This window comes from Sphingomonas sp. HT-1 (assembly GCF_048568905.1).
In the GTDB taxonomy this organism is placed as follows: domain Bacteria; phylum Pseudomonadota; class Alphaproteobacteria; order Sphingomonadales; family Sphingomonadaceae; genus Sphingomonas.
The window spans coordinates 3,130,556-3,147,537 of record NZ_CP183770.1 but is presented as its reverse complement, the minus strand read 5'-3'; the positions used below and the strand labels follow the sequence as shown (position 1 = coordinate 3,147,537).

The 16,982-nt window shown below is 66.6% G+C and carries 17 protein-coding genes; 6 read left to right on the top strand and 11 right to left on the bottom strand.

Annotated features, from left to right (window positions below):
• Nucleotide 1 precedes the first annotated feature (1 nt).
• The 3 genes from ACNFJ7_RS14640 (at nucleotide 2) to ACNFJ7_RS14630 (ending at nucleotide 2,760) form a co-directional block, all read left to right on the top strand.
• On the top strand, nucleotides 2-1,432 hold the full coding sequence (locus ACNFJ7_RS14640; protein WP_026009182.1) for an efflux transporter outer membrane subunit: 1,431 nt from the start codon (nucleotides 2-4) through the stop codon (nucleotides 1,430-1,432).
• Between the two features lie 81 nt (nucleotides 1,433-1,513).
• Nucleotides 1,514-1,780: a hypothetical protein gene (locus tag ACNFJ7_RS14635; RefSeq protein ID WP_026009181.1), complete on the top strand. Its 267-nt coding sequence runs from the start codon at nucleotides 1,514-1,516 to the stop codon at nucleotides 1,778-1,780.
• Between the two features lie 128 nt (nucleotides 1,781-1,908).
• Nucleotides 1,909-2,760: a fumarylacetoacetate hydrolase family protein gene (locus ACNFJ7_RS14630; RefSeq protein WP_019369795.1), complete on the top strand. Its 852-nt coding sequence runs from the start codon at nucleotides 1,909-1,911 to the stop codon at nucleotides 2,758-2,760.
• A gap of 90 nt (nucleotides 2,761-2,850) precedes the next feature.
• Here the strand turns inward: ACNFJ7_RS14630 and ACNFJ7_RS14625 are convergent, their stop codons facing one another.
• The 11 genes from ACNFJ7_RS14625 to ACNFJ7_RS14575 all read right to left on the bottom strand — a co-directional run bounded on the left by ACNFJ7_RS14625 (nucleotide 2,851) and on the right by ACNFJ7_RS14575 (nucleotide 12,130).
• A complete protein-coding gene (locus ACNFJ7_RS14625; protein ID WP_019369794.1) occupies nucleotides 2,851-3,312 on the bottom strand; it encodes a GreA/GreB family elongation factor in 462 nt (153 codons plus the stop codon).
• Nucleotides 3,309-4,370, bottom strand: coding sequence for an L-glyceraldehyde 3-phosphate reductase (gene mgrA, locus ACNFJ7_RS14620; protein ID WP_019369793.1), 1,062 nt, complete (start codon nucleotides 4,368-4,370; stop codon nucleotides 3,309-3,311). The genes ACNFJ7_RS14625 and mgrA overlap by 4 nt, the downstream gene beginning before the upstream one ends.
• A gap of 181 nt (nucleotides 4,371-4,551) precedes the next feature.
• On the bottom strand, nucleotides 4,552-4,911 hold the full coding sequence (locus tag ACNFJ7_RS14615) for a HesB/IscA family protein (protein ID WP_019369792.1): 360 nt from the start codon (nucleotides 4,909-4,911) through the stop codon (nucleotides 4,552-4,554).
• A 139-nt stretch (nucleotides 4,912-5,050) separates the two neighbouring features.
• Nucleotides 5,051-5,518 (bottom strand): SUF system Fe-S cluster assembly protein, encoded by a 468-nt coding sequence (locus ACNFJ7_RS14610; protein WP_019369791.1) that lies wholly within the window; start codon nucleotides 5,516-5,518, stop codon nucleotides 5,051-5,053.
• Nucleotides 5,515-6,693, bottom strand: coding sequence for a cysteine desulfurase (locus ACNFJ7_RS14605; protein WP_019369790.1), 1,179 nt, complete (start codon nucleotides 6,691-6,693; stop codon nucleotides 5,515-5,517). The genes ACNFJ7_RS14610 and ACNFJ7_RS14605 overlap by 4 nt, the downstream gene beginning before the upstream one ends.
• A 77-nt stretch (nucleotides 6,694-6,770) precedes the next feature.
• Nucleotides 6,771-7,916, bottom strand: coding sequence for a SufD family Fe-S cluster assembly protein (locus ACNFJ7_RS14600; RefSeq protein WP_019369789.1), 1,146 nt, complete (start codon nucleotides 7,914-7,916; stop codon nucleotides 6,771-6,773).
• Nucleotides 7,913-8,656, bottom strand: a complete 744-nt coding sequence (gene sufC, locus ACNFJ7_RS14595; protein WP_019369788.1) for a Fe-S cluster assembly ATPase SufC — start codon at nucleotides 8,654-8,656, stop codon at nucleotides 7,913-7,915. Before sufC ends, ACNFJ7_RS14600 begins: the two co-directional genes overlap by 4 nt.
• 5 nt (nucleotides 8,657-8,661) lie before the next feature.
• Nucleotides 8,662-9,081 (bottom strand): hypothetical protein, encoded by a 420-nt coding sequence (locus ACNFJ7_RS14590; RefSeq protein ID WP_019369787.1) that lies wholly within the window; start codon nucleotides 9,079-9,081, stop codon nucleotides 8,662-8,664.
• Between the two features lie 91 nt (nucleotides 9,082-9,172).
• Nucleotides 9,173-10,636 carry a Fe-S cluster assembly protein SufB gene (sufB, locus tag ACNFJ7_RS14585; protein ID WP_058805431.1) on the bottom strand — a complete coding sequence of 488 codons (1,464 nt, stop codon included), beginning with the start codon at nucleotides 10,634-10,636 and terminating at the stop codon, nucleotides 9,173-9,175.
• Nucleotides 10,636-11,151, bottom strand: a complete 516-nt coding sequence (locus ACNFJ7_RS14580; RefSeq protein WP_019369785.1) for an SUF system Fe-S cluster assembly regulator — start codon at nucleotides 11,149-11,151, stop codon at nucleotides 10,636-10,638. The genes sufB and ACNFJ7_RS14580 overlap by 1 nt, the downstream gene beginning before the upstream one ends.
• Nucleotides 11,152-11,194: 43 nt before the next feature.
• Nucleotides 11,195-12,130 carry an AraC family transcriptional regulator gene (locus ACNFJ7_RS14575; RefSeq protein ID WP_019369784.1) on the bottom strand — a complete coding sequence of 312 codons (936 nt, stop codon included), beginning with the start codon at nucleotides 12,128-12,130 and terminating at the stop codon, nucleotides 11,195-11,197.
• A gap of 238 nt (nucleotides 12,131-12,368) precedes the next feature.
• Here ACNFJ7_RS14575 and ACNFJ7_RS14570 point away from each other — a divergent pair, with 238 nt between their 5' ends.
• The 3 genes from ACNFJ7_RS14570 to ACNFJ7_RS14560 are packed head-to-tail and all read left to right on the top strand — an operon-like array spanning nucleotide 12,369 to nucleotide 16,960.
• Nucleotides 12,369-13,355 carry a quinone-dependent dihydroorotate dehydrogenase gene (locus ACNFJ7_RS14570; protein ID WP_019369783.1) on the top strand — a complete coding sequence of 329 codons (987 nt, stop codon included), beginning with the start codon at nucleotides 12,369-12,371 and terminating at the stop codon, nucleotides 13,353-13,355.
• 40 nt (nucleotides 13,356-13,395) lie between these two features.
• The gene (gene ggt / locus ACNFJ7_RS14565; protein ID WP_019369782.1) at nucleotides 13,396-15,126 is read left to right on the top strand and encodes a gamma-glutamyltransferase; all 1,731 of its coding nucleotides are present in this window, start codon (nucleotides 13,396-13,398) and stop codon (nucleotides 15,124-15,126) included.
• Nucleotides 15,127-15,175: 49 nt separating this feature from the next.
• Nucleotides 15,176-16,960 (top strand): AMP-dependent synthetase/ligase, encoded by a 1,785-nt coding sequence (locus ACNFJ7_RS14560; protein ID WP_019369781.1) that lies wholly within the window; start codon nucleotides 15,176-15,178, stop codon nucleotides 16,958-16,960.
• The last annotated feature ends 22 nt before the right edge of the window (nucleotides 16,961-16,982 follow it).

Below are 16,982 nucleotides of genomic sequence, written 5' to 3'. Positions count from 1 at the left end.
CGTGACCAACCGCTTCCCCCTGCTCCTCGCCTTGGCCGCGAGCACCGCACTTTCAGCCTGCAACCTCGCCCCCAAGTACAGCCGGCCCGAGCCTGCGGTACCGGCGGCTCTCCCCCAAGGCGGCGTCTACCCGGTCGCCGCCACCGACGCGCCGGACGTCAGCAAGATCGGCTGGCGCGACTTCTTCCTCGACGAGCGTCTGCGCCAGGTGATCCAGCTGGGCCTCGACAACAACCAGGACCTGCGCCTCGCCGCCGCCAACGTGCTGCAGGCACGGGCACAGTACCGCGCCCAGCGTGCGGACCTGTTCCCCGCGCTCGGCGTGAGCGGCACGGGCACCTACACCAACACCGCGCAGTTCGCGGCCAGTGCCGGCGGCGCGCTGGGCAGCGGCGGCGTGCAGGACATTCAAAATTTCAGCGTCTCCGCAGGGATAACCTCGTTCGAGCTCGATCTGTTCGGCCGGGTGCGCAACCTCAGCCGCGCTGCGCAGGAACAGTATTTCGCCAGCAGCGAAGCGCAACGGGCCACCCGCGTCACGTTAATTGGTGAAATCGCCAGCGCCTGGCTCACCCTCGCTTCGGATCGCGAGCAGTTGGTGATCGCCGAACGCACGCTCAAGGCGTTCGAACAGTCGCTGGAGCTAACGCGCGCGCAGTTCCGCATTGGCACCGCGTCCGAACTCGAATCGCGCCAGGCCGAGACGAACTATGAATCAGCACGCAACGACGTTGCGACGGCGAAGACGCGCATCGCGCAGGACGTGAACGCCCTTCAGCTGCTCACCGGCGCGCCGGTACCGGAGACTCTGCTGCCCGAAACACTGGGCGAAGCCCGAGCCACGATCGACGCACTGCCCGGCAACGTCCCGTCCGAGGTGCTGCTGCGCAGGCCGGACGTGCTGCAAGCCGAGCATCAGTTGATTGCCCAGAACGCCAATATCGGCGCAGCGCGCGCCGCCTTCTTCCCCAGCCTGTCGCTCACCGCCACGGTTGGATCGATTGCGTCGACGATCGGCAAGCTGTTCGGATCGGGCACGGATACCTACACGGTATCCCCCACCGCTTCGCTGAACATCTTCAACTTCGGGAAGAACGAGGCGAATCTCGATTACTACAAGGCCGCGCGCGAAGGCGCGGTCGCCACTTATCGCAAGACGATCCAGACGGCGTTTCGCGAAGTGGCCGATGCACTGGCGCAACGCGGGACGATCGACGAGCAGGTTCGGGCGCAGGCGGCACGGGCTCAAGCCGCCGAAGTCGCCGCCCGCCTTTCGGACGCACGCTATCGTGCCGGCGTCGATTCCTTCCTGACCGCCTTGGATTCGCAGCGCACTGCTTATGCCGCAGAACAGCAACTCGTCACGACTCGTCTGAACCGCGCGAGCAATCTGGTAACGCTGTATAGAACCTTAGGCGGCGGGCTCGACTGAGCTCTTGCTACCTGCGAAAATCCGCATACTCTCTGGATCCAATAGTGAAGGAGAGGTGCGGTGTCGCAGAACGACTCACAAATGGCTCAACTGCCCCCAGTGGAGGCGGGTGACGAGAGCCTGATCATCCTCGAAAGCCTGTTGTGCGTGATGCGGGAGAAGAACCTGCTTTCGCGCCAGGATATCGAACTGCTGTGCCAGAAGGTCGAGCGACGTGCCGCCGGGATCAGCAAGAACCCGCTGCCCTGCTGCCCGGACAAGGCGAGCAACGCACGCAACTATCTCCAGCGCCTCACTGCCTATCTCGGGCAGCGATATGGCGGGAAGCACCTGCGCCGGGTGGGCTGAACCCTCTCCAACGCGGTTTATGATGTGCAGTCTCATATTTTGAGACGCCGTCGCAAATCGCGCTTTGGCAAGTCTGCAATTTGGCGCTATCGCGCAATCGTCTTTCATCCCCAATTGAGGACGCTTGCATGAAGTTGCTTCGCTACGGTCCGCGCGGTGCCGAAAAGCCCGGCCTGCTGGATTCGGACGGCCGTATCCGTGATCTGTCCGGGCTGGTGCCCGACCTTACCGTCGACGTGATCGAACGAATTCGCGCCGTTGACCCCACTACCCTGCCCATCGTCGAGGGCAATCCACGCCTGGGCGTACCGGTCGCCGGCATCGGCAAGTTCCTGGCCATCGGCCTCAACTATGCCGACCACGCCCGCGAAGCCGGCCTCGAGCCGCCGCCCGAGCCGATCTTCTTCACCAAGGCGATCTCGTGCCTGACTGGCCCGAATGATCCCGTGATGATCCCCAAGGGCTCCGAAAAGAGCGACTGGGAAGTCGAGCTGGGCGTGATTATCGGCAAGACCTGCCGCTATGTCGACCAAGCCGATGCGCTGGATCATGTCGCCGGCTATGTCCTCGCCAACGACGTTTCCGAGCGCGCCTTCCAGAAGGAATTGGGTAGCCAGTGGGACAAGGGCAAGGGCTGCGACACCTTCGGTCCGGTAGGCCCGTGGCTGGTCACGGCGGACGAGATCGCCGACTGCCAGGCGCTGGACATGTATCTGGACCTCAACGGCAAGCGCATGCAGACCGGCAACACGTCGACGATGATCTTCCCGGTGGCGGAATGCATCGCGTATATGAGCCGCTTCATCACGCTCCACCCCGGCGACCTGCTGATCACTGGCACGCCCCCGGGCGTGGGCGAGGGCCAGAAGCCGGAGAAGATCTTCCTCAAGCCCGGCGACGTGATGGAGCTCGGCATCGCCGGTCTCGGCACGCAGCGGCAGGATGTGATCGCCTTCGATCTGGCCAAGCTCGAGGGGTGATCTGAAGGGGAACAATCCCCTTCACCCTTCCGCGCCTTCGGCGCTTCCTCCCTCTCCCACACGGCGAGAGGGAGGAACGCCCTCCGGCTGCTACATGGCCTCCACCGCCAATACTTCTATCGCTTCCGACTTCCCGCCGAAATCGATCCGCTCCCCTTCCTCCGCGCCGAGCAGCGCGTGCGCGAGCGGAGCCTGGAAGGCCAGCCGGTCCGCGCTGGGATCGGCCTCGTCATGCCCGACGATTTCGATAACCCGCTCGCGTCCATTCAGCTTGATCCGCACCCGCGCCCCGATACCCGCAACGCCGTCTTCGATAGCCGGCGCGACCTGCGCGGTGGCGGCGCGGGTGTTCCAGTAGCGCAGTTCGCGCTTCAGCCCTTCCCTGGCCTCCGCGTCGCCCTCGGCTTCGATCGCGGCCTCCAGCGCCACGACCTTGCCCGCGATCAGCGCCGGCCCCGCCGCGGTGACCAGATTGGGGCCGGCCGGCAGCGGCAGCTCGAACTTCGGTTCCTTGTGTTCTTCATCGCTCTCGCGACGGAAGGCGACGCTCATCGTTGCGGCAGTTCCTCAAGCGTGGACGATACTTTCCAAAGATCGATCGCGCCTTCGGTTGCATGAGTATCGATTTCGGCCAGTTCCTCGGCGGTGAAGCCGAGGTTCTTCACCGCATCGAGCGAGTCGTCGAGCTGCTGCACCGTCCGCGCGCCGACCAGCGCCGAAGTCACACGGGGATCGCGCAGCACCCAGGCGATCGCCATCTGCGCGAGCGTCTGGCCGCGCTTCTCTGCAATGGCGTTAAGCGCTCGGATGCGAGCGATGTTCTCGTCCGAGAGCAGCGCGGTGTTCAGCGAGCCGCCCTTTGCCGCGCGCGCATCCTCCGGAACGCCGTTCAGGTATTTGCGCGTCAGCATTCCCTGCGCCAGCGGCGAAAAGGCGATGCAACCGGTGCCGAGATCCTCGAGCGTATCGAGCAGGCTCTCCTCGACCCAGCGGTTGAGCATCGAATAGCTCGGCTGGTGGATAAGGAGCGGCACTTTGTAGTCGGCGAGGATCGCGGCGGCCTTGCGGGTGAGCTCGGGCGAATAGCTGGAGATGCCCACGTATAGCGCCTTGCCCTGGCGGTGGATCTGGGCGAGCGCGCCCATCGTCTCTTCCAGCGGCGTCTTGGGGTCGACGCGGTGCGAGTAGAAGATGTCGACATAGTCGAGCCCCATCCGCTTGAGGCTCTGGTCGCACGAGGCGATCAGATATTTCTTGCTGCCGCCGACGTCCCCATAGGGCCCCGGCCACATGTCCCAGCCCGCCTTGCTCGAGATGATCAGCTCGTCACGGTGGCTCGCGAAGTCGGTCGCCAGCACGCGGCCGAAATTCTCCTCGGCCGAGCCGTAGGGCGGGCCGTAATTGTTCGCGAGATCGAAGTGCGTCACGCCGCAGTCGAAGGCACGGCGCAGCATGGCGCGGCCATTTTCGAATACGTCCTCGCCGCCGAAATTCTGCCAGAGCCCGAGGCTGATCGCCGGCAGATCGAGCCCGCTGACGCCGCAGCGGCGATACGGCATCCGGCCATCATAGCGTTCGGCATCGGCATGCCAGGGCTGAGGATAGGGCATTGTTTTTCCTCTCGTTTCAGCCGACCGGCGACGTTCTGTGCGCCGGCCGCGGTGTGGCTTAAGTTTAGGAAGTTTAGGCTCCTGCGCATTTGCAGGCAGGCTTAAGTTTAGGATCCTGGGGCGTTTGCGGTGGTGTTAAGTTTAGGAAGTTTAGGGTCGTGACACATACGCAGCCGCGTCGTCAGACCATGAAACTCTCGCCGCAGCCGCAGGTGCCCTTGGCATTGGGATTGGTGAACACGAAGCCGGCGGTGAAATCGTCCTCCACCCAATCCATGGTCGAGCCGATCAGATAGAGCACCGAGGCGCCGTCGATGAAGAAGGTGCCGCCGGGCGTCTCGATCTTCTCGTCGAGCGGCTTGGCTTCGCTGACATAATCGACCGAATAGGCCAGCCCCGAACAGCCGCGGCGCGGGGTGGAGAGCTTGACGCCGACCGTGCCTTCCGGCGCCTTCGCCATCAGCGCGGCAATGCGCGCCTCGGCGGCGGGGGTGAGGAGCAGCGCGGCGGGGCGCTGGCGGGAAGTGGTCGCGGTGGTCATCGTCTGTCTTTCGCCTTCTTCCCCTTCCGCGTGCGGGAGGGGACCGAGGGGTGGGCGCCCGCTCTCCGCGAGCGCTCCGGATATTGGGTGCCGGGGGCCCACCCCCAACCCCCTCCCGCACGCGGGAGGGGGCTAGAAATCACAACATCCCCAGTTCCAGCTTCGCCTCGTCGCTCATCTTCTGCGGATCCCAGGGCGGATCCCAGACGAGGTTGACGTCGGCGGTCGCGATCCCCGGCACCGCGCTCACGCGGAGCTCGACCTCGCCCGGCATCGATTCGGCCACCGGGCAATGCGGCGTGGTCAGCGTCATGGTGATCGCGGCATGGCCGTTGGCGGTGATATCGACGCCGTAGATCAGCCCGAGATCGTAGAGATTGACCGGGATTTCCGGATCGTAAATCTCCTTGAGCGCATCGATCACCGCTTCGTACAGCGGCCCGCCCGGTTCGCCGGCACCCGGTTCGACGGGCTTCTGCGAGAGGAAGCCGGAGAGATAGTCGCGCTTGCGCTCGGCGGCGGGCTCCACGGCATCATCGACGCGCGCCTTGGGCGGCGCCTCGACCGCGTCCACCTCTTCCACCATGATCTTGCGTTCTTCGTTCATCCGAAGATCCTCGTCACCCGTTCGATTCCTCGCACGAGCGCGGCGACATCCGCCGGCCCGTTATACACGCCGAAGCTCGCCCGCGCGGTGGCGGGGACCTCCAGCAACTCCATCAGCGGCTGGGCGCAGTGATGCCCGGCGCGGATCGCGACATTGCCCTCGTCGAGGATCGTCGCGACGTCGTGCGGGTGCACGCCCTCCACCGCGAAGCTGACGATGCCCGCACTGTCTTCCGGCCCGAAAAGCCGCACGCTGTTGATCGCGGACAGCGCGGCGCGCGCCTCGTTCACCAACGCGGTTTCGTGGGCGTGGATGCGGTCCAGCCCGATGCCGTCGACATAGTCGATCGCCGCATGCAGCCCGACCACGCCGACGATATGCGGGGTGCCCGCCTCGAACCGGCCCGGCGGCGGCGCGTAGGTCGTCTTGGCGAAGGTGACCCGGTCGATCATCGATCCGCCGCCCTGATAAGGCGGCATCGCGTCGAGCAGGTCGTAACGGCCCCAAAGCACGCCGATGCCGGTCGGGCCGTAAAGCTTGTGGCCGGAGAAGACGTAAAAGTCGCAGCCGAGCTCGGCGACGTTGACCGGGAGCCTGGCGACCGCCTGGCAGCCGTCGACCAGGATCCTGGCGCCGACGCCGTGCGCCAGTTGCGAAGCGCGGCGGACATCGAGGACCGAACCGAGGACGTTGGAAACATGCGCGAGCGCGACCAGCTTGTGCCGATCGGTCAGCATCGCTGCCATCGCGTCGAGGTCGATGCGGTGATCGGCGGTAAGCGGCACCACGTCGATCTGCGCGCCGATCTTCTCGGCGACCATCTGCCACGGCACGATGTTCGAATGATGCTCGAGCGCGGAGAGGAGGATGCGGTCGCCGGCCTTGAGCTGGGTGGCGGCGTAGCAATGGGCGACGAGGTTGATCCCCTCGGTCGCGCCGCGGACGAACACCACTTCCTCCGGCTTGCCGCCGATGAATTTCGCCACTCGGGCGCGCGCCGCCTCGAAGGCGAGCGTCATGTCGGCCGAACGCTGGTACACGCCGCGATGCACGGTGGCATAGGTCTCGCCATAGCCGCGCGCGATCGCATCGAGCACCGGGCGAGGCTTTTGCGAGGTGGCGGCGGTGTCGAGATAAGCCCAGCCGGCCGGGATCGCAGGGAAGTCGGCGAGCACGTCGAGGGGTGCTGCATTCCCTCTCCCATTGGGAGAGGGAGGGAGCGGCGCAGCCGCGGAAGGGTGAGGGTGAGCGCTCATTGGTCGCCCTCACCCTTCCCACTCGGCTCCGCCGAGCGGGCCCCTTCCCTCTCCCGCTGGGAGAGGGAGGTTTCCAGCCAAGCCGCCGCATCCGCCGCGAACGCCTCGCGCACCGGCTCCTCACCGATCCGCGCCAGCGCGTCCGCGACAAAGGCGTGGGTCAGCAGCGCCTTGGCCTGCGCGTCTTCGATGCCCCGGCTCTGCAGATAGAAGAGCGCGTTGCGATCGAGTTCGCCGACCGTCGCGCCATGCGCGCACTTCACGTCGTCCGCGAAGATTTCGAGTTCGGGCTTGAGGTTCACCGTCGCGGTACGCTGGAGCAGCAGCCCGCGCAGCGACTGTTCGCCATCCGTCTGCTGCGCGCCGCGTGCGACTTCCACCCGCGCGGCGAGGCTCGCCACCGACTGGTCGGCCGCGACCGCGCGCCAGATCTGGCGCGACGTGCCTTCGATCTGCTCGTGGCGCACGGCCACCGCGGCTTCCTGCCGCTGCGTGCCGCTGGTGAGCAGCGCGCCGCCCATCTCGGCGAACGCGCCCTTGCCGGTCAGCGTCAGCGCGCCGTCGATCCGGCTGCCCATGCCGCCCGCACCGAGGAAGATCGACACCAGGCTCGCCGCCTCGCCGATCTCCGCCTCGTCGCGGATCGAGACGAAGCCGCCGGTCTGCACCAGCCGCACCGAGCGCATCAGCCGCGCGCCCTTGCCGAGCGCGATCGCGGTCAGCCGGTTCGCCCAGCCGGTACCGGCAAAGGTCTCGACCACGCTCGCCACGGCATCGTCGGCGAGCAGGATGCGCGCAGGCACGTGATTCTCGCCGCCGGTGCCGAGATGGACGATCTGGATGCAGGTCGCGGCATGCTCGGGACCGAGGTGCAGCGCCCAGCCCTCGCCGATCGCCAGGCTGCCGAGCGGATGGTCGGTCGCGGCGATCTGGCGGGTGACTTCCACCGGCCCCGGACGGCTATGCGCAGGCTCGAACACGCCGTCGACGAAGCACAGCCGCGGACCCTCGATGTCGAGGAACAGATCCGTCGGGTCGATGCCTGCTGGTGCCTGCGGGCTCTCGGCCGCAGCGCGCAGCGTGTCCATGTCGGACCAGCGCCACGCCTCCGCCTTCTTCGTGGGAAGATCGAGCACGGTCACGCCGCCAGCGCTCCATAGCCTTCGCGCTCGAGTTCGTGCGCCAGTTCCGGCCCGCCCGAGCGGACGATGCGGCCATCGGCCAGCACATGGACGAAGTCCGGCTTCACATAATCGAGCAGGCGCTGATAATGGGTGATCAGCAGCACCGCCTTGTCGGGCGCGCGCATGATGCGGTTGATGCCCTCGCCCACCGCCTTCAGCGCGTCGATGTCGAGGCCGCTGTCGGTCTCGTCGAGGATGGCGAGCTTGGGGTTGAGGATGCCCATCTGCACCATCTCGTTGCGCTTCTTCTCGCCGCCCGAAAAGCCGACATTCACCGGCCGCTTGAGCATCTCGGCATCCATGCCGAGCGCCGCCGCCTGGGCGCGCGCCAGCTTGAGGAATTCGGCACCCGAGAGCGGGGCCTCGCCGCGGTGGCGGCGCTGGGCATTGGCCGCCTCACGCAAAAACTGGACGTTGGAGACGCCTGGGATCTCGACCGGATATTGGAAGCCGAGGAACAGGCCGGCGGCGGCGCGCTCGTGCGGTTCCAGCTCCAGCAGATCCTGCCCGTCGAAGGTGACGCTGCCGCTGGTCGCCTCATAGCCGCCACGGCCGCCAAGGACATAGCCCAGCGTCGACTTGCCGGCGCCGTTCGGCCCCATGATCGCGTGCACTTCGCCCGCGTTCAGCGACAGGGTCAGGCCCTTGAGGATTTCCTTGCCGTCGATTTCGGCGTGCAGGTTCTGGATGTTCAGCATGGGGTTCAGATCGCCACGGTCACGAGAGAGAGGGTCTTGGGCGGAGTGCCCGCGTCATAGGCGTCGACCAGCGAGCCATCGGGCAGCTTCCACATGATCTTGTACTGCTTGGGCGCGGTGACGCTGGCCTTGATGTCGGCCTCCAGCTTGTCCAGCACCGGGGTCAGCTTGCGCCAGGCGCTCGGCTGATAGGGTCGGTCGTCGAGCAACAGGCGGCCGGCCTGGAAGTCCGAATTCAGGAAGTCGCGGCACTGCTTGATCGCGCCGGCGACCTTTGCCGAGCGCGCGCCCGCATCCGCCGGCGCCACGCCGATTGCGCGGACGATGCAGCGGGCATGGTTGGTCGCCGCGCCGAACTGCGCCGCGCTGTCGATCGCGACGCCGCTCTGGAGGGCGAAGGCTGCGGCGAGAAGGGCGTTCAACATGCATGATACTCCTGCGGGCCCGGAACGCGGCCCTGCGTATTCGATACATCAGCCGAGATGAGCGCAGGCTGAGCGGAGGCAGCGGGCCGACTCATCCGACCGAGCCTTCGAGCGAGATGCCGAGCAGCTTCTGCGCCTCGACCGCGAACTCCATCGGCAGCTGCTGCAGCACTTCGCGGGCGAAGCCGTTGACGATCAGCGCCACCGCCGCTTCCTGGTCCAGCCCGCGCTGGAGCGCGTAGAACAGCTGGTCGTCGCTGATCTTGCTGGTGGTCGCCTCATGCTCGATCTGGGCGCTGGGGTTCTTCACCTCGATATACGGCACGGTGTGCGCACCGCACTGATCGCCGAGCAGCAGCGAGTCGCACTGGGTGAAGTTGCGGACATTCTCTGCGCTTGCGGCGACGCGGACCAGCCCGCGATAGGTGTTGTCGCTGCGCCCGGCCGAAATGCCCTTCGACACGATGGTCGAGCGGCTGCCCTTGCCGAGATGGATCATCTTGGTGCCGGTATCGGCCTGCTGGCGGTTGTTGGTCACCGCCACCGAATAGAATTCGCCGACGCTGTTCTCCCCCGCCAGCACGCAGCTCGGATATTTCCAGGTGATCGCCGAGCCGGTCTCGACCTGGGTCCAGCTCACCTTCGAGTTGCGGCCCTGGCAGAGCGCGCGCTTGGTGACGAAATTGTAGATGCCGCCCTTGCCGTTCTCGTCACCCGGATACCAGTTCTGGACGGTCGAATATTTGATCTCGGCATCGTCGAGCGCGACCAGCTCCACCACCGCGGCGTGCAGCTGGTTCTCGTCGCGCATCGGCGCGGTGCAGCCTTCGAGATAGGAGACGTACGCGCCCTTGTCGGCGACGATCAGCGTGCGCTCGAACTGGCCGGTATTCTCGGCGTTGATGCGGAAATAGGTGGAAAGCTCCATCGGGCAGCGCACGCCCTCCGGCACATAGACGAAGGTGCCGTCGGAGAAGACCGCGCTGTTGAGCGTGGCGAAATAATTGTCGCGCTGCGGCACCACCTTGCCCAGCCACTTCTGGACCAGCTCGGGATATTCGCGGATCGCCTCGCTGATCGACAGGAAGATGACGCCCGCGGCCTTGAGCTCGGCACGGAAGGTGGTGGCGACCGACACCGAGTCGAACACCGCGTCGACCGCGACCTTGCGCGCGCCCTCGACGCCGGCGAGCACCTTCTGCTCCTCGATCGGGATGCCCAGCTTCTCATAGGTCCGGCGGATTTCCGGATCGAGCTCGTCGAGGCTGGCGATCGTCTTCTTCTGCTTCGGCTCGGCGTAATAATACGCGTCCTGATAGTCGATCGGCGGCACGTTGAGCTTGGCCCAGTCCGGCGCCTCCAGCGTCTGCCACAGGCGGAACGCCTTGAGCCGCCAGTCGAGCATCCATTCGGGCTCGCTCTTCTTGGCGGAGATATAGCGGACGGTATCCTCGCTCAGCCCCTTGGGCGCGAACTCCTGTTCGACGTCCGAGGCGAAGCCCCATTCATACTTCTTGTTCGCGGCGGCGAGCGCCTCGGCATTCTTGGTGGCCATCAGAAAGATACCTGGCTTTCCCCGGCGAGCACCGGAGAAGGAGAAGAAGAAAGGTCGGGAAGCGAAGGCGCGTGCCCATGCCCCGGCGCGGACACGCCCGCAAGCGCGGGAGGATTGGAAAGGCTGGCGAGGCTGACCTGGGCGAGCGCCGAGCGCACCGCGTCGCTCACCACGCCCCAATGCGGCTTCACCCGGCAGGCGCCCTCGACGGCGCAGTCATGCCGGGCCGAATCGACGCAGACGGTCAGCGCGATCGGACCTTCAATCGCCTCGACGATCTCGGCGAGACTGATCGCCGCGGGCGGCCTGGCAAGGCGGAAGCCGCCACCGGTACCGCGCGCGCTTTCGATCAGGCCGGCAGCGGAGAGCTTGCTCACCAGTTTCTGCACGGTCGGCAGCGGCAGGCCGGTCTCGCCCGCGAGCAGCGTCGCGTTCAGCCGGCACGACGCGCCGCAGTGGCGCGCGGCAGCGGCCAGCATCACCACGGCATAATCGGCTAGGCTGGAAAGACGCATCGACTCCCAATCGGACAAAGTTGATCCGATTGGGCATGTGGGCTCAGCGACCGTCGAGGTCAACTGTCTCGGGGATCACATCGGGGAGAAAATGGAACTTTTCGTTCTCGAGCGTCACCGCCAGCACCGGATCGATGCCATCGCGAAGCGACCCCGGCGTCTGGCCGGTGAAATGCTTGATCTCGTTGATCAGGTGCGACTGATCGGCGAAGGGGCCCATCACCTCATCGAGCGAGGCACCCTGATAGATGCGCATCGCGGCGCCGATCGCGCGGAACTTGCGGCGTAGATGATTGGGCGGTCCGGCGAAATATTCCTTGCACAGCCGCTGCACCTGGCGCTGGCCCATGCCGGTTTCCGCCGCCATCGCGGCATAGAGCGCCTCGATCGTCGGATCGCCGGCGGCAGCCCATTCCCGCACGATGCGCAGGAATGCGACATGCGGGCGCGGCACCCGCCGGGTCGCGTCCAGCCGGCGTATCAGCAGCGGCTCGATCGCAGCGACCATTTCCTCCAGCGTTTCCATCTCGCGGAGCCGCGCATGAAGGTCGAGGATGTCCTGGCCGTAGATGGTTTCCGCATCGACCAGCGTATCCGCCACCCGATCGGCCGGCAGGCCGACCAGCGCCCGCCAGCCGATGCCGCGCAGCGAAATGCCGAAACAGTGAAAGGGCCCGCGAATTCGATAGGTCCAATGCGCGGTGCCGGGCCCGTTGATGACCACCGGCATCGTCTGTTCTTCACGCCCGTCGGGGAAGGTGACGGTACCCGCGCCTTCCAGCATGAACCGCCATTGGCCGAGATCGACCCGCTCCACCCCGGTGATTTCGGGCGCGGAATTCTTGTAGAGATAAAAGCTTTCGATATGCGGCAGCAGCCGCCCCGAGGACGGCTGAAAACGGATACTGAATGGCCGATTGATGGGCGAAGGCGCGCGTTCCGCGACCGACGTTCGACCCCCCTCCGCGGCGCCATGCATAGGATGCCTGCGTCCCCTGTGCTTCGGTTCGTCGCACTCAAGGAGCATGGCGGCGCGCAAAGCGCAACGGAAAAGTGGCCCGGTCGGCAAGCCGACCGGGCCTAAAGGAAAGGGTTCCCCCCGTTAAGCGGAACCCCTCGGGTCGCAGAAACGGCTCTAAACCGTTTTCAGACGCCGGTATTGTACGGAATCGACATTCCCGCTTTTGACGACGTTTGCATTGCGATGCATGAGGGGCATGATGCGAAATTTTCTTCATTCGGCCGTCCTATCGCTCGATGCGGAGCGCGCCCATCGGGCAGCGATTCGCGGTCTTGCCGCGTGGGGCGCGGCCGGAACGCCGTTCAGCAAGGGCCCGGCGGCGGCCGATCCGGTGACGCTGGCGGGACTCACCTTTCCCAACCGCATCGGGCTGGCGGCAGGCCTGGACAAGGATGCCGAAGCCATCCCCGGCCTGTTCGCGCTCGGCTTCGGCGCCGTCGAGGTGGGCACGCTGACGCCGCGCCCCCAGCCCGGCAATCCCCGCCCCCGCCTGTTCCGGCTGGTGGAAGACGAGGCGGTGATCAACCGCATGGGGTTCAACAATGGCGGCATCGATGCAGCGCTGGCCCGGATCGCCCGGCTGAGGCGGCGCGCCGGCGTGCTGGGCATCAATGTCGGCGCAAACAAGGACTCGGCCGATCGCGTCGCCGATTATGCGCTGGGCGTCTCCAAGGCGGCCCCGCATGCCGATTACATCACCATCAACGTCAGTTCGCCCAACACCCCCGGCCTGCGCGACCTGCAGTCGCGCCCCGCGCTCGACGAACTGCTGGCGGCCGCCCATGCGGCGCGGGGCAGCACGCCGTTGTTCCTGAAGATCGCGCCCGACCTGGATCGGGCGGGCCTGGACGGCGCGGTGCGGGCAGCGATGGACCACAAGATCGATGCGCTGATCGTTTCCAATACCACGATTTCCCGCCCGCCGCTGCGGTCGCCCCATGCCGGCGAAACCGGCGGCCTTTCGGGCAAGCCGCTCGCCGAGCTTGCCCGCGCCAAGCTGGTGGAGGCACGCGAAGCATCGGGCGGGCAGCTCCCGCTGATTTCCGCCGGGGGCATCGACGGGCCGGACGAGGCGCGCCGCCGGATCGATGCCGGAGCGGTGCTGGTGCAGGTCTATTCGGCGCTGGTCTATCGCGGCCCCGGCCTAGCGCGGGACATCGCGCATGGCCTGGCGCGCCGCTAGCACCTTGCCACGCGGGGAAAGCGCGCTACCCCATGGTGCCATGAAGACGATTGTCGCGCTGCTGTCCGCCCTGTTCGCCCTGCTGCTCGCTCCCGTGGTGGCCCAGGCGCAGGGAATGGTGAGCGCGGCCGATCCGCGGGCCGCATCGGCGGGCGTGGAAATCCTGCGCCAGGGCGGCACCGCCACCGATGCCGCGATCGCGACGATGCTGGCGCTGAACGTGGTGGAGCCGCAAAGCTCGGGCATCGGCGGCGGCAGCTTCCTGGTGCTGTACGACGCCAAGACCAAGGCGACGACGACGGTGGACGGCCGTGAGACCGCGCCGATGGCTGCCGACGATCACTGGTTCTACGACGCCGCCGGCAAGCCGCTCGGCCGGTTTGCGGCGGTGCCAGGCGGGCGCAGCGTCGGCGTGCCGGGCGCGCTGCGGGCGATGGCGGTGGCGCATCGCAAGTCGGGCCGGCTGCCCTGGGCGAAACTGTTCGCGCCGGCGATCCGCCTGGCGCGCGACGGGTTCGACGTTACCCCGCGCTTCAACAATTCGCTCACCCAGTTCACCGGCCATGTCGACCCGGCGTATCGCGCGCTGTTCTTCGGCGCGGACGGCAAGCCGCTGCCGGTGGGCAGCCGCGTGCGCAACCCCGAACAGGCGGCGCTGCTCGACCGCATCGCCCGCCACGGCCCGGACAGCTTCTATGTCGGGCCGCAGGCGGCGAAGCTGGTCGCGACGGTGAACGGCGCGGCGCGCAACCCTTCGAAGATGACGATCGGCGATCTTGCCGCCTATGACGCCAAGGAACGGCCGGCGCTGTGCGCGCGCTATCGCGGCTATCGGGTCTGTTCGATGGGGCCGCCTTCTTCCGGCGGGGCAGCGGTGCTGATGATCCTGGCGCAGCTCGAGCGCTTCGACCTCGGCACGCTGGGCAAGGACTCGCCCACCGCCTGGCACCTGTTCGCCGAAAGCTCGCGCCTCGCCTATGCCGATCGCGACCTGTATCTGGGCGATCCGGACTTCGTGCAGGTGCCGCTGAAAGGGCTGCTCGACCGCCGCTATATCGCCAGCCGCTCGGCGCTGATCGATCCGGCGAAGACGATGGCGAGCATTGCCGCCGGCACCCCGCGCGGCGCGCCGAAGCGCGTGCGGGCCAAGGCGCAGGAAGTCGCCGGCACCACCGATCTTGCCGTGAGCGATGCGGCGGGCAACGTCGTGCAGGTGACGACGACCGTGGAAGGGCCGTTCGGATCCGGGCTGGCGGTGGACGGCACGATCCTGAACAACCAGCTCACCGATTTCGATATCGTGCCGGAGAAAGACGGCTTCCTCGCCGCCAATCGCGTCCAGGGGGGCAAGCGGCCGCGCAGTTCGATGGCGCCGACCATCGTGTTCGGCCCGGACGGCAAGGTGCGGCTGGCGGTGGGCGCGGCGGGCGGATCGACGATCATCGCGCAGGTGGCCAAGGCCATCATCGGCGTGGTCGACTGGAAGCTTTCCGCCCAGGACGCGATCGGCCTGGGCCTGCTCTATGCGCCCGGCAAGACGGCGATCGCCGAGCAGGGTACGCAGCTGGATGCCATGCTGCCGGCGCTGCGCGCGCTGGGCGAAGATGTCCGCCCCGCTCCGCTGGGTCTGAAGGCCAATGCGATCGAGCGGGTCGCCGGCCGCTGGGTGGGCGCCGCCGATCCGCGCAGCGAAGGCGTGGCAATGGATCAGGACGGCACGGTAGCCGTTATTCAGCGGGTGGGAGTGAAGCCCAACCGCCCTTCGGAATGACGCAGGACGCGCGATAGACAAAAACGGGGCGCCTGCAGGGGGAGATGGTATGCGCAAGCTCGAACATTTCGACAATCTGGTGGCGATGTTCTTCGCCCGGGCGCGCGAGAAGGGCGATGCCCCGTTCCTGTGGCACAAGGCCGGCGGGAAGTGGCACCCGACGAGTTGGGCCGAAGCGGCGCAGCAGGTGGCGAGCCTTGCCGCCGGGCTGAAGGCGGTGGGGCTGAGGCGCGGCGATCGGGTGATGCTGGTTTCGGAGAACCGGCCCGAATTCTGCATCAGCGACCTGGCGATCATGGCCGCGGGTTGCGTGACGGTGCCGACCTACACCACCAATACCGAGCGCGATCATCAGCACATCCTGGAAAATAGCGGCGCCTGCGCGGTGATCGTTTCCAACGACCGGCTGGCGAAGACGCTGCTGCCGGCGGTGCTGCGGTCCTCCACCGGGCGGATCGTGATCGGCATCGACGATGTTCGGCTGGCCCAGCATGGCAGCCTGGAACTGCACGACTGGCGCGGGCTGATCGCCGCCCATCCCGCCGATCCGGCCGCCGCCGCGGCTGCGGCGCAGTTCCATCGCAGCGACCTGGCCTGCATCATCTACACCAGCGGCACCGGGGGATCGCCACGCGGGGTGATGCAGCATCACGGCGCGATCCTGCACAATTGCGAAGGCTGCACCGCGATCATCTCGGAGGATTTCGGCTGGGCGGACGAGGTGTTCCTGTCGTTCCTCCCGCTCTCCCACGCCTATGAGCATACCGGCGGCCAGTTCTTCCCGATCGCGCTGGGCGGCCAGATCTATTATGCCGAAGGGCTGGAGAAGCTCGCCTCGAACATCGAGGAAGTGCGCCCGACGATCATGGTCGTCGTCCCCCGCCTGTTCGAAGTGCTGCGCACGCGCATCACCAAGCAGGTGGAGAAGCAGGGCAGCTTCCCTGCGTATCTGCTCGAAAAGGCCGTGGCGATCGGCGGGCGCAAGGCGGCGGGCACCTCCGGCCTGCGCGACCTGCCGATGAACCTGCTGCTGAATGCTACGCTGCGGCCGAAGCTGGCCAAGCGGTTCGGCGGGCGGATCAAGGCGCTGGTTTCGGGCGGCGCGCCGCTCAATCCGGAGGTGGGCATCTTCTTCGAATCGCTCGGGCTCACTTTCCTGCAGGGCTATGGCCAGACCGAAGCGGCGCCCGTGATCTCCTGCAACCGCCCCAAGGCCGGCCTGAAGATGGACACGGTCGGCCCCCCGATGGAAGGCGTGGAGGTGCGAATCGCCGAGGATGGCGAGATCCTGGTGCGCGGCGAGCTGGTGATGCATGGCTATTGGCGCAACGAAGCCGAAACCGAGCGCGTGCTGAAGGACGGCTGGCTGCACACCGGCGATATCGGCGTGATCGACGACGCCGGCCGGATCAAGATCACGGATCGCAAGAAGGACATCATCGTCAACGACAAGGGCGACAATGTCTCGCCGCAGAAGGTGGAGGGCATGCTGACGCTGCAGCCCGAAATCCTGCAGGCGATGATCTATGGCGACAAGCGGCCGTACATGACCGCGGTGATCGTGCCCGATCCGGAATGGGTGCAGGAATTCTGCGCCAAGACCGCGACGCCCTGCAAGTTCCGCAATCTTTCCCGCGACGCCGACTTCAAGGCGACGATCGGCGCGGCGGTGGAGCGGGTGAACCGCGATCTTTCGGTCATCGAACGGGTGCGCAAGTTCATCCTGGCCGACGAAGCCTTCACCATCGAGAACGAGCAGCTGACGCCGAGCATGAAGATTCGCCGCCACGTGCTGAAGGCGGTGTACGGCGAACAGCTCGACAAGCTGTATTGATCGATCCTCCCCGAAACGGGGA

What these genes read in the sequence shown, in the direction of transcription:
- ACNFJ7_RS14610 (WP_019369791.1), bottom strand. Translation starts at nt 5,518, where the DNA reads ATGAACGAAGAACGCAAGATCATGGTGGAAGAGGTGGACGCGGTCGAG.
- ACNFJ7_RS14580 (WP_019369785.1), bottom strand. Translation starts at nt 11,151, where the DNA reads ATGCGTCTTTCCAGCCTAGCCGATTATGCCGTGGTGATGCTGGCCGCT.
- ACNFJ7_RS14630 (WP_019369795.1), top strand. Translation starts at nt 1,909, where the DNA reads ATGAAGTTGCTTCGCTACGGTCCGCGCGGTGCCGAAAAGCCCGGCCTG.
- ACNFJ7_RS14625 (WP_019369794.1), bottom strand. Translation starts at nt 3,312, where the DNA reads ATGAGCGTCGCCTTCCGTCGCGAGAGCGATGAAGAACACAAGGAACCG.
- ACNFJ7_RS14635 (WP_026009181.1), top strand. Translation starts at nt 1,514, where the DNA reads ATGGCTCAACTGCCCCCAGTGGAGGCGGGTGACGAGAGCCTGATCATC.
- ACNFJ7_RS14560 (WP_019369781.1), top strand. Translation starts at nt 15,176, where the DNA reads ATGCGCAAGCTCGAACATTTCGACAATCTGGTGGCGATGTTCTTCGCC.
- ggt (WP_019369782.1), top strand. Translation starts at nt 13,396, where the DNA reads ATGAAGACGATTGTCGCGCTGCTGTCCGCCCTGTTCGCCCTGCTGCTC.
- ACNFJ7_RS14570 (WP_019369783.1), top strand. Translation starts at nt 12,369, where the DNA reads ATGATGCGAAATTTTCTTCATTCGGCCGTCCTATCGCTCGATGCGGAG.
- ACNFJ7_RS14575 (WP_019369784.1), bottom strand. Translation starts at nt 12,130, where the DNA reads ATGCATGGCGCCGCGGAGGGGGGTCGAACGTCGGTCGCGGAACGCGCG.
- ACNFJ7_RS14590 (WP_019369787.1), bottom strand. Translation starts at nt 9,081, where the DNA reads ATGTTGAACGCCCTTCTCGCCGCAGCCTTCGCCCTCCAGAGCGGCGTC.
- mgrA (WP_019369793.1), bottom strand. Translation starts at nt 4,370, where the DNA reads ATGCCCTATCCTCAGCCCTGGCATGCCGATGCCGAACGCTATGATGGC.
- sufC (WP_019369788.1), bottom strand. Translation starts at nt 8,656, where the DNA reads ATGCTGAACATCCAGAACCTGCACGCCGAAATCGACGGCAAGGAAATC.
- sufB (WP_058805431.1), bottom strand. Translation starts at nt 10,636, where the DNA reads ATGGCCACCAAGAATGCCGAGGCGCTCGCCGCCGCGAACAAGAAGTAT.
- ACNFJ7_RS14615 (WP_019369792.1), bottom strand. Translation starts at nt 4,911, where the DNA reads ATGACCACCGCGACCACTTCCCGCCAGCGCCCCGCCGCGCTGCTCCTC.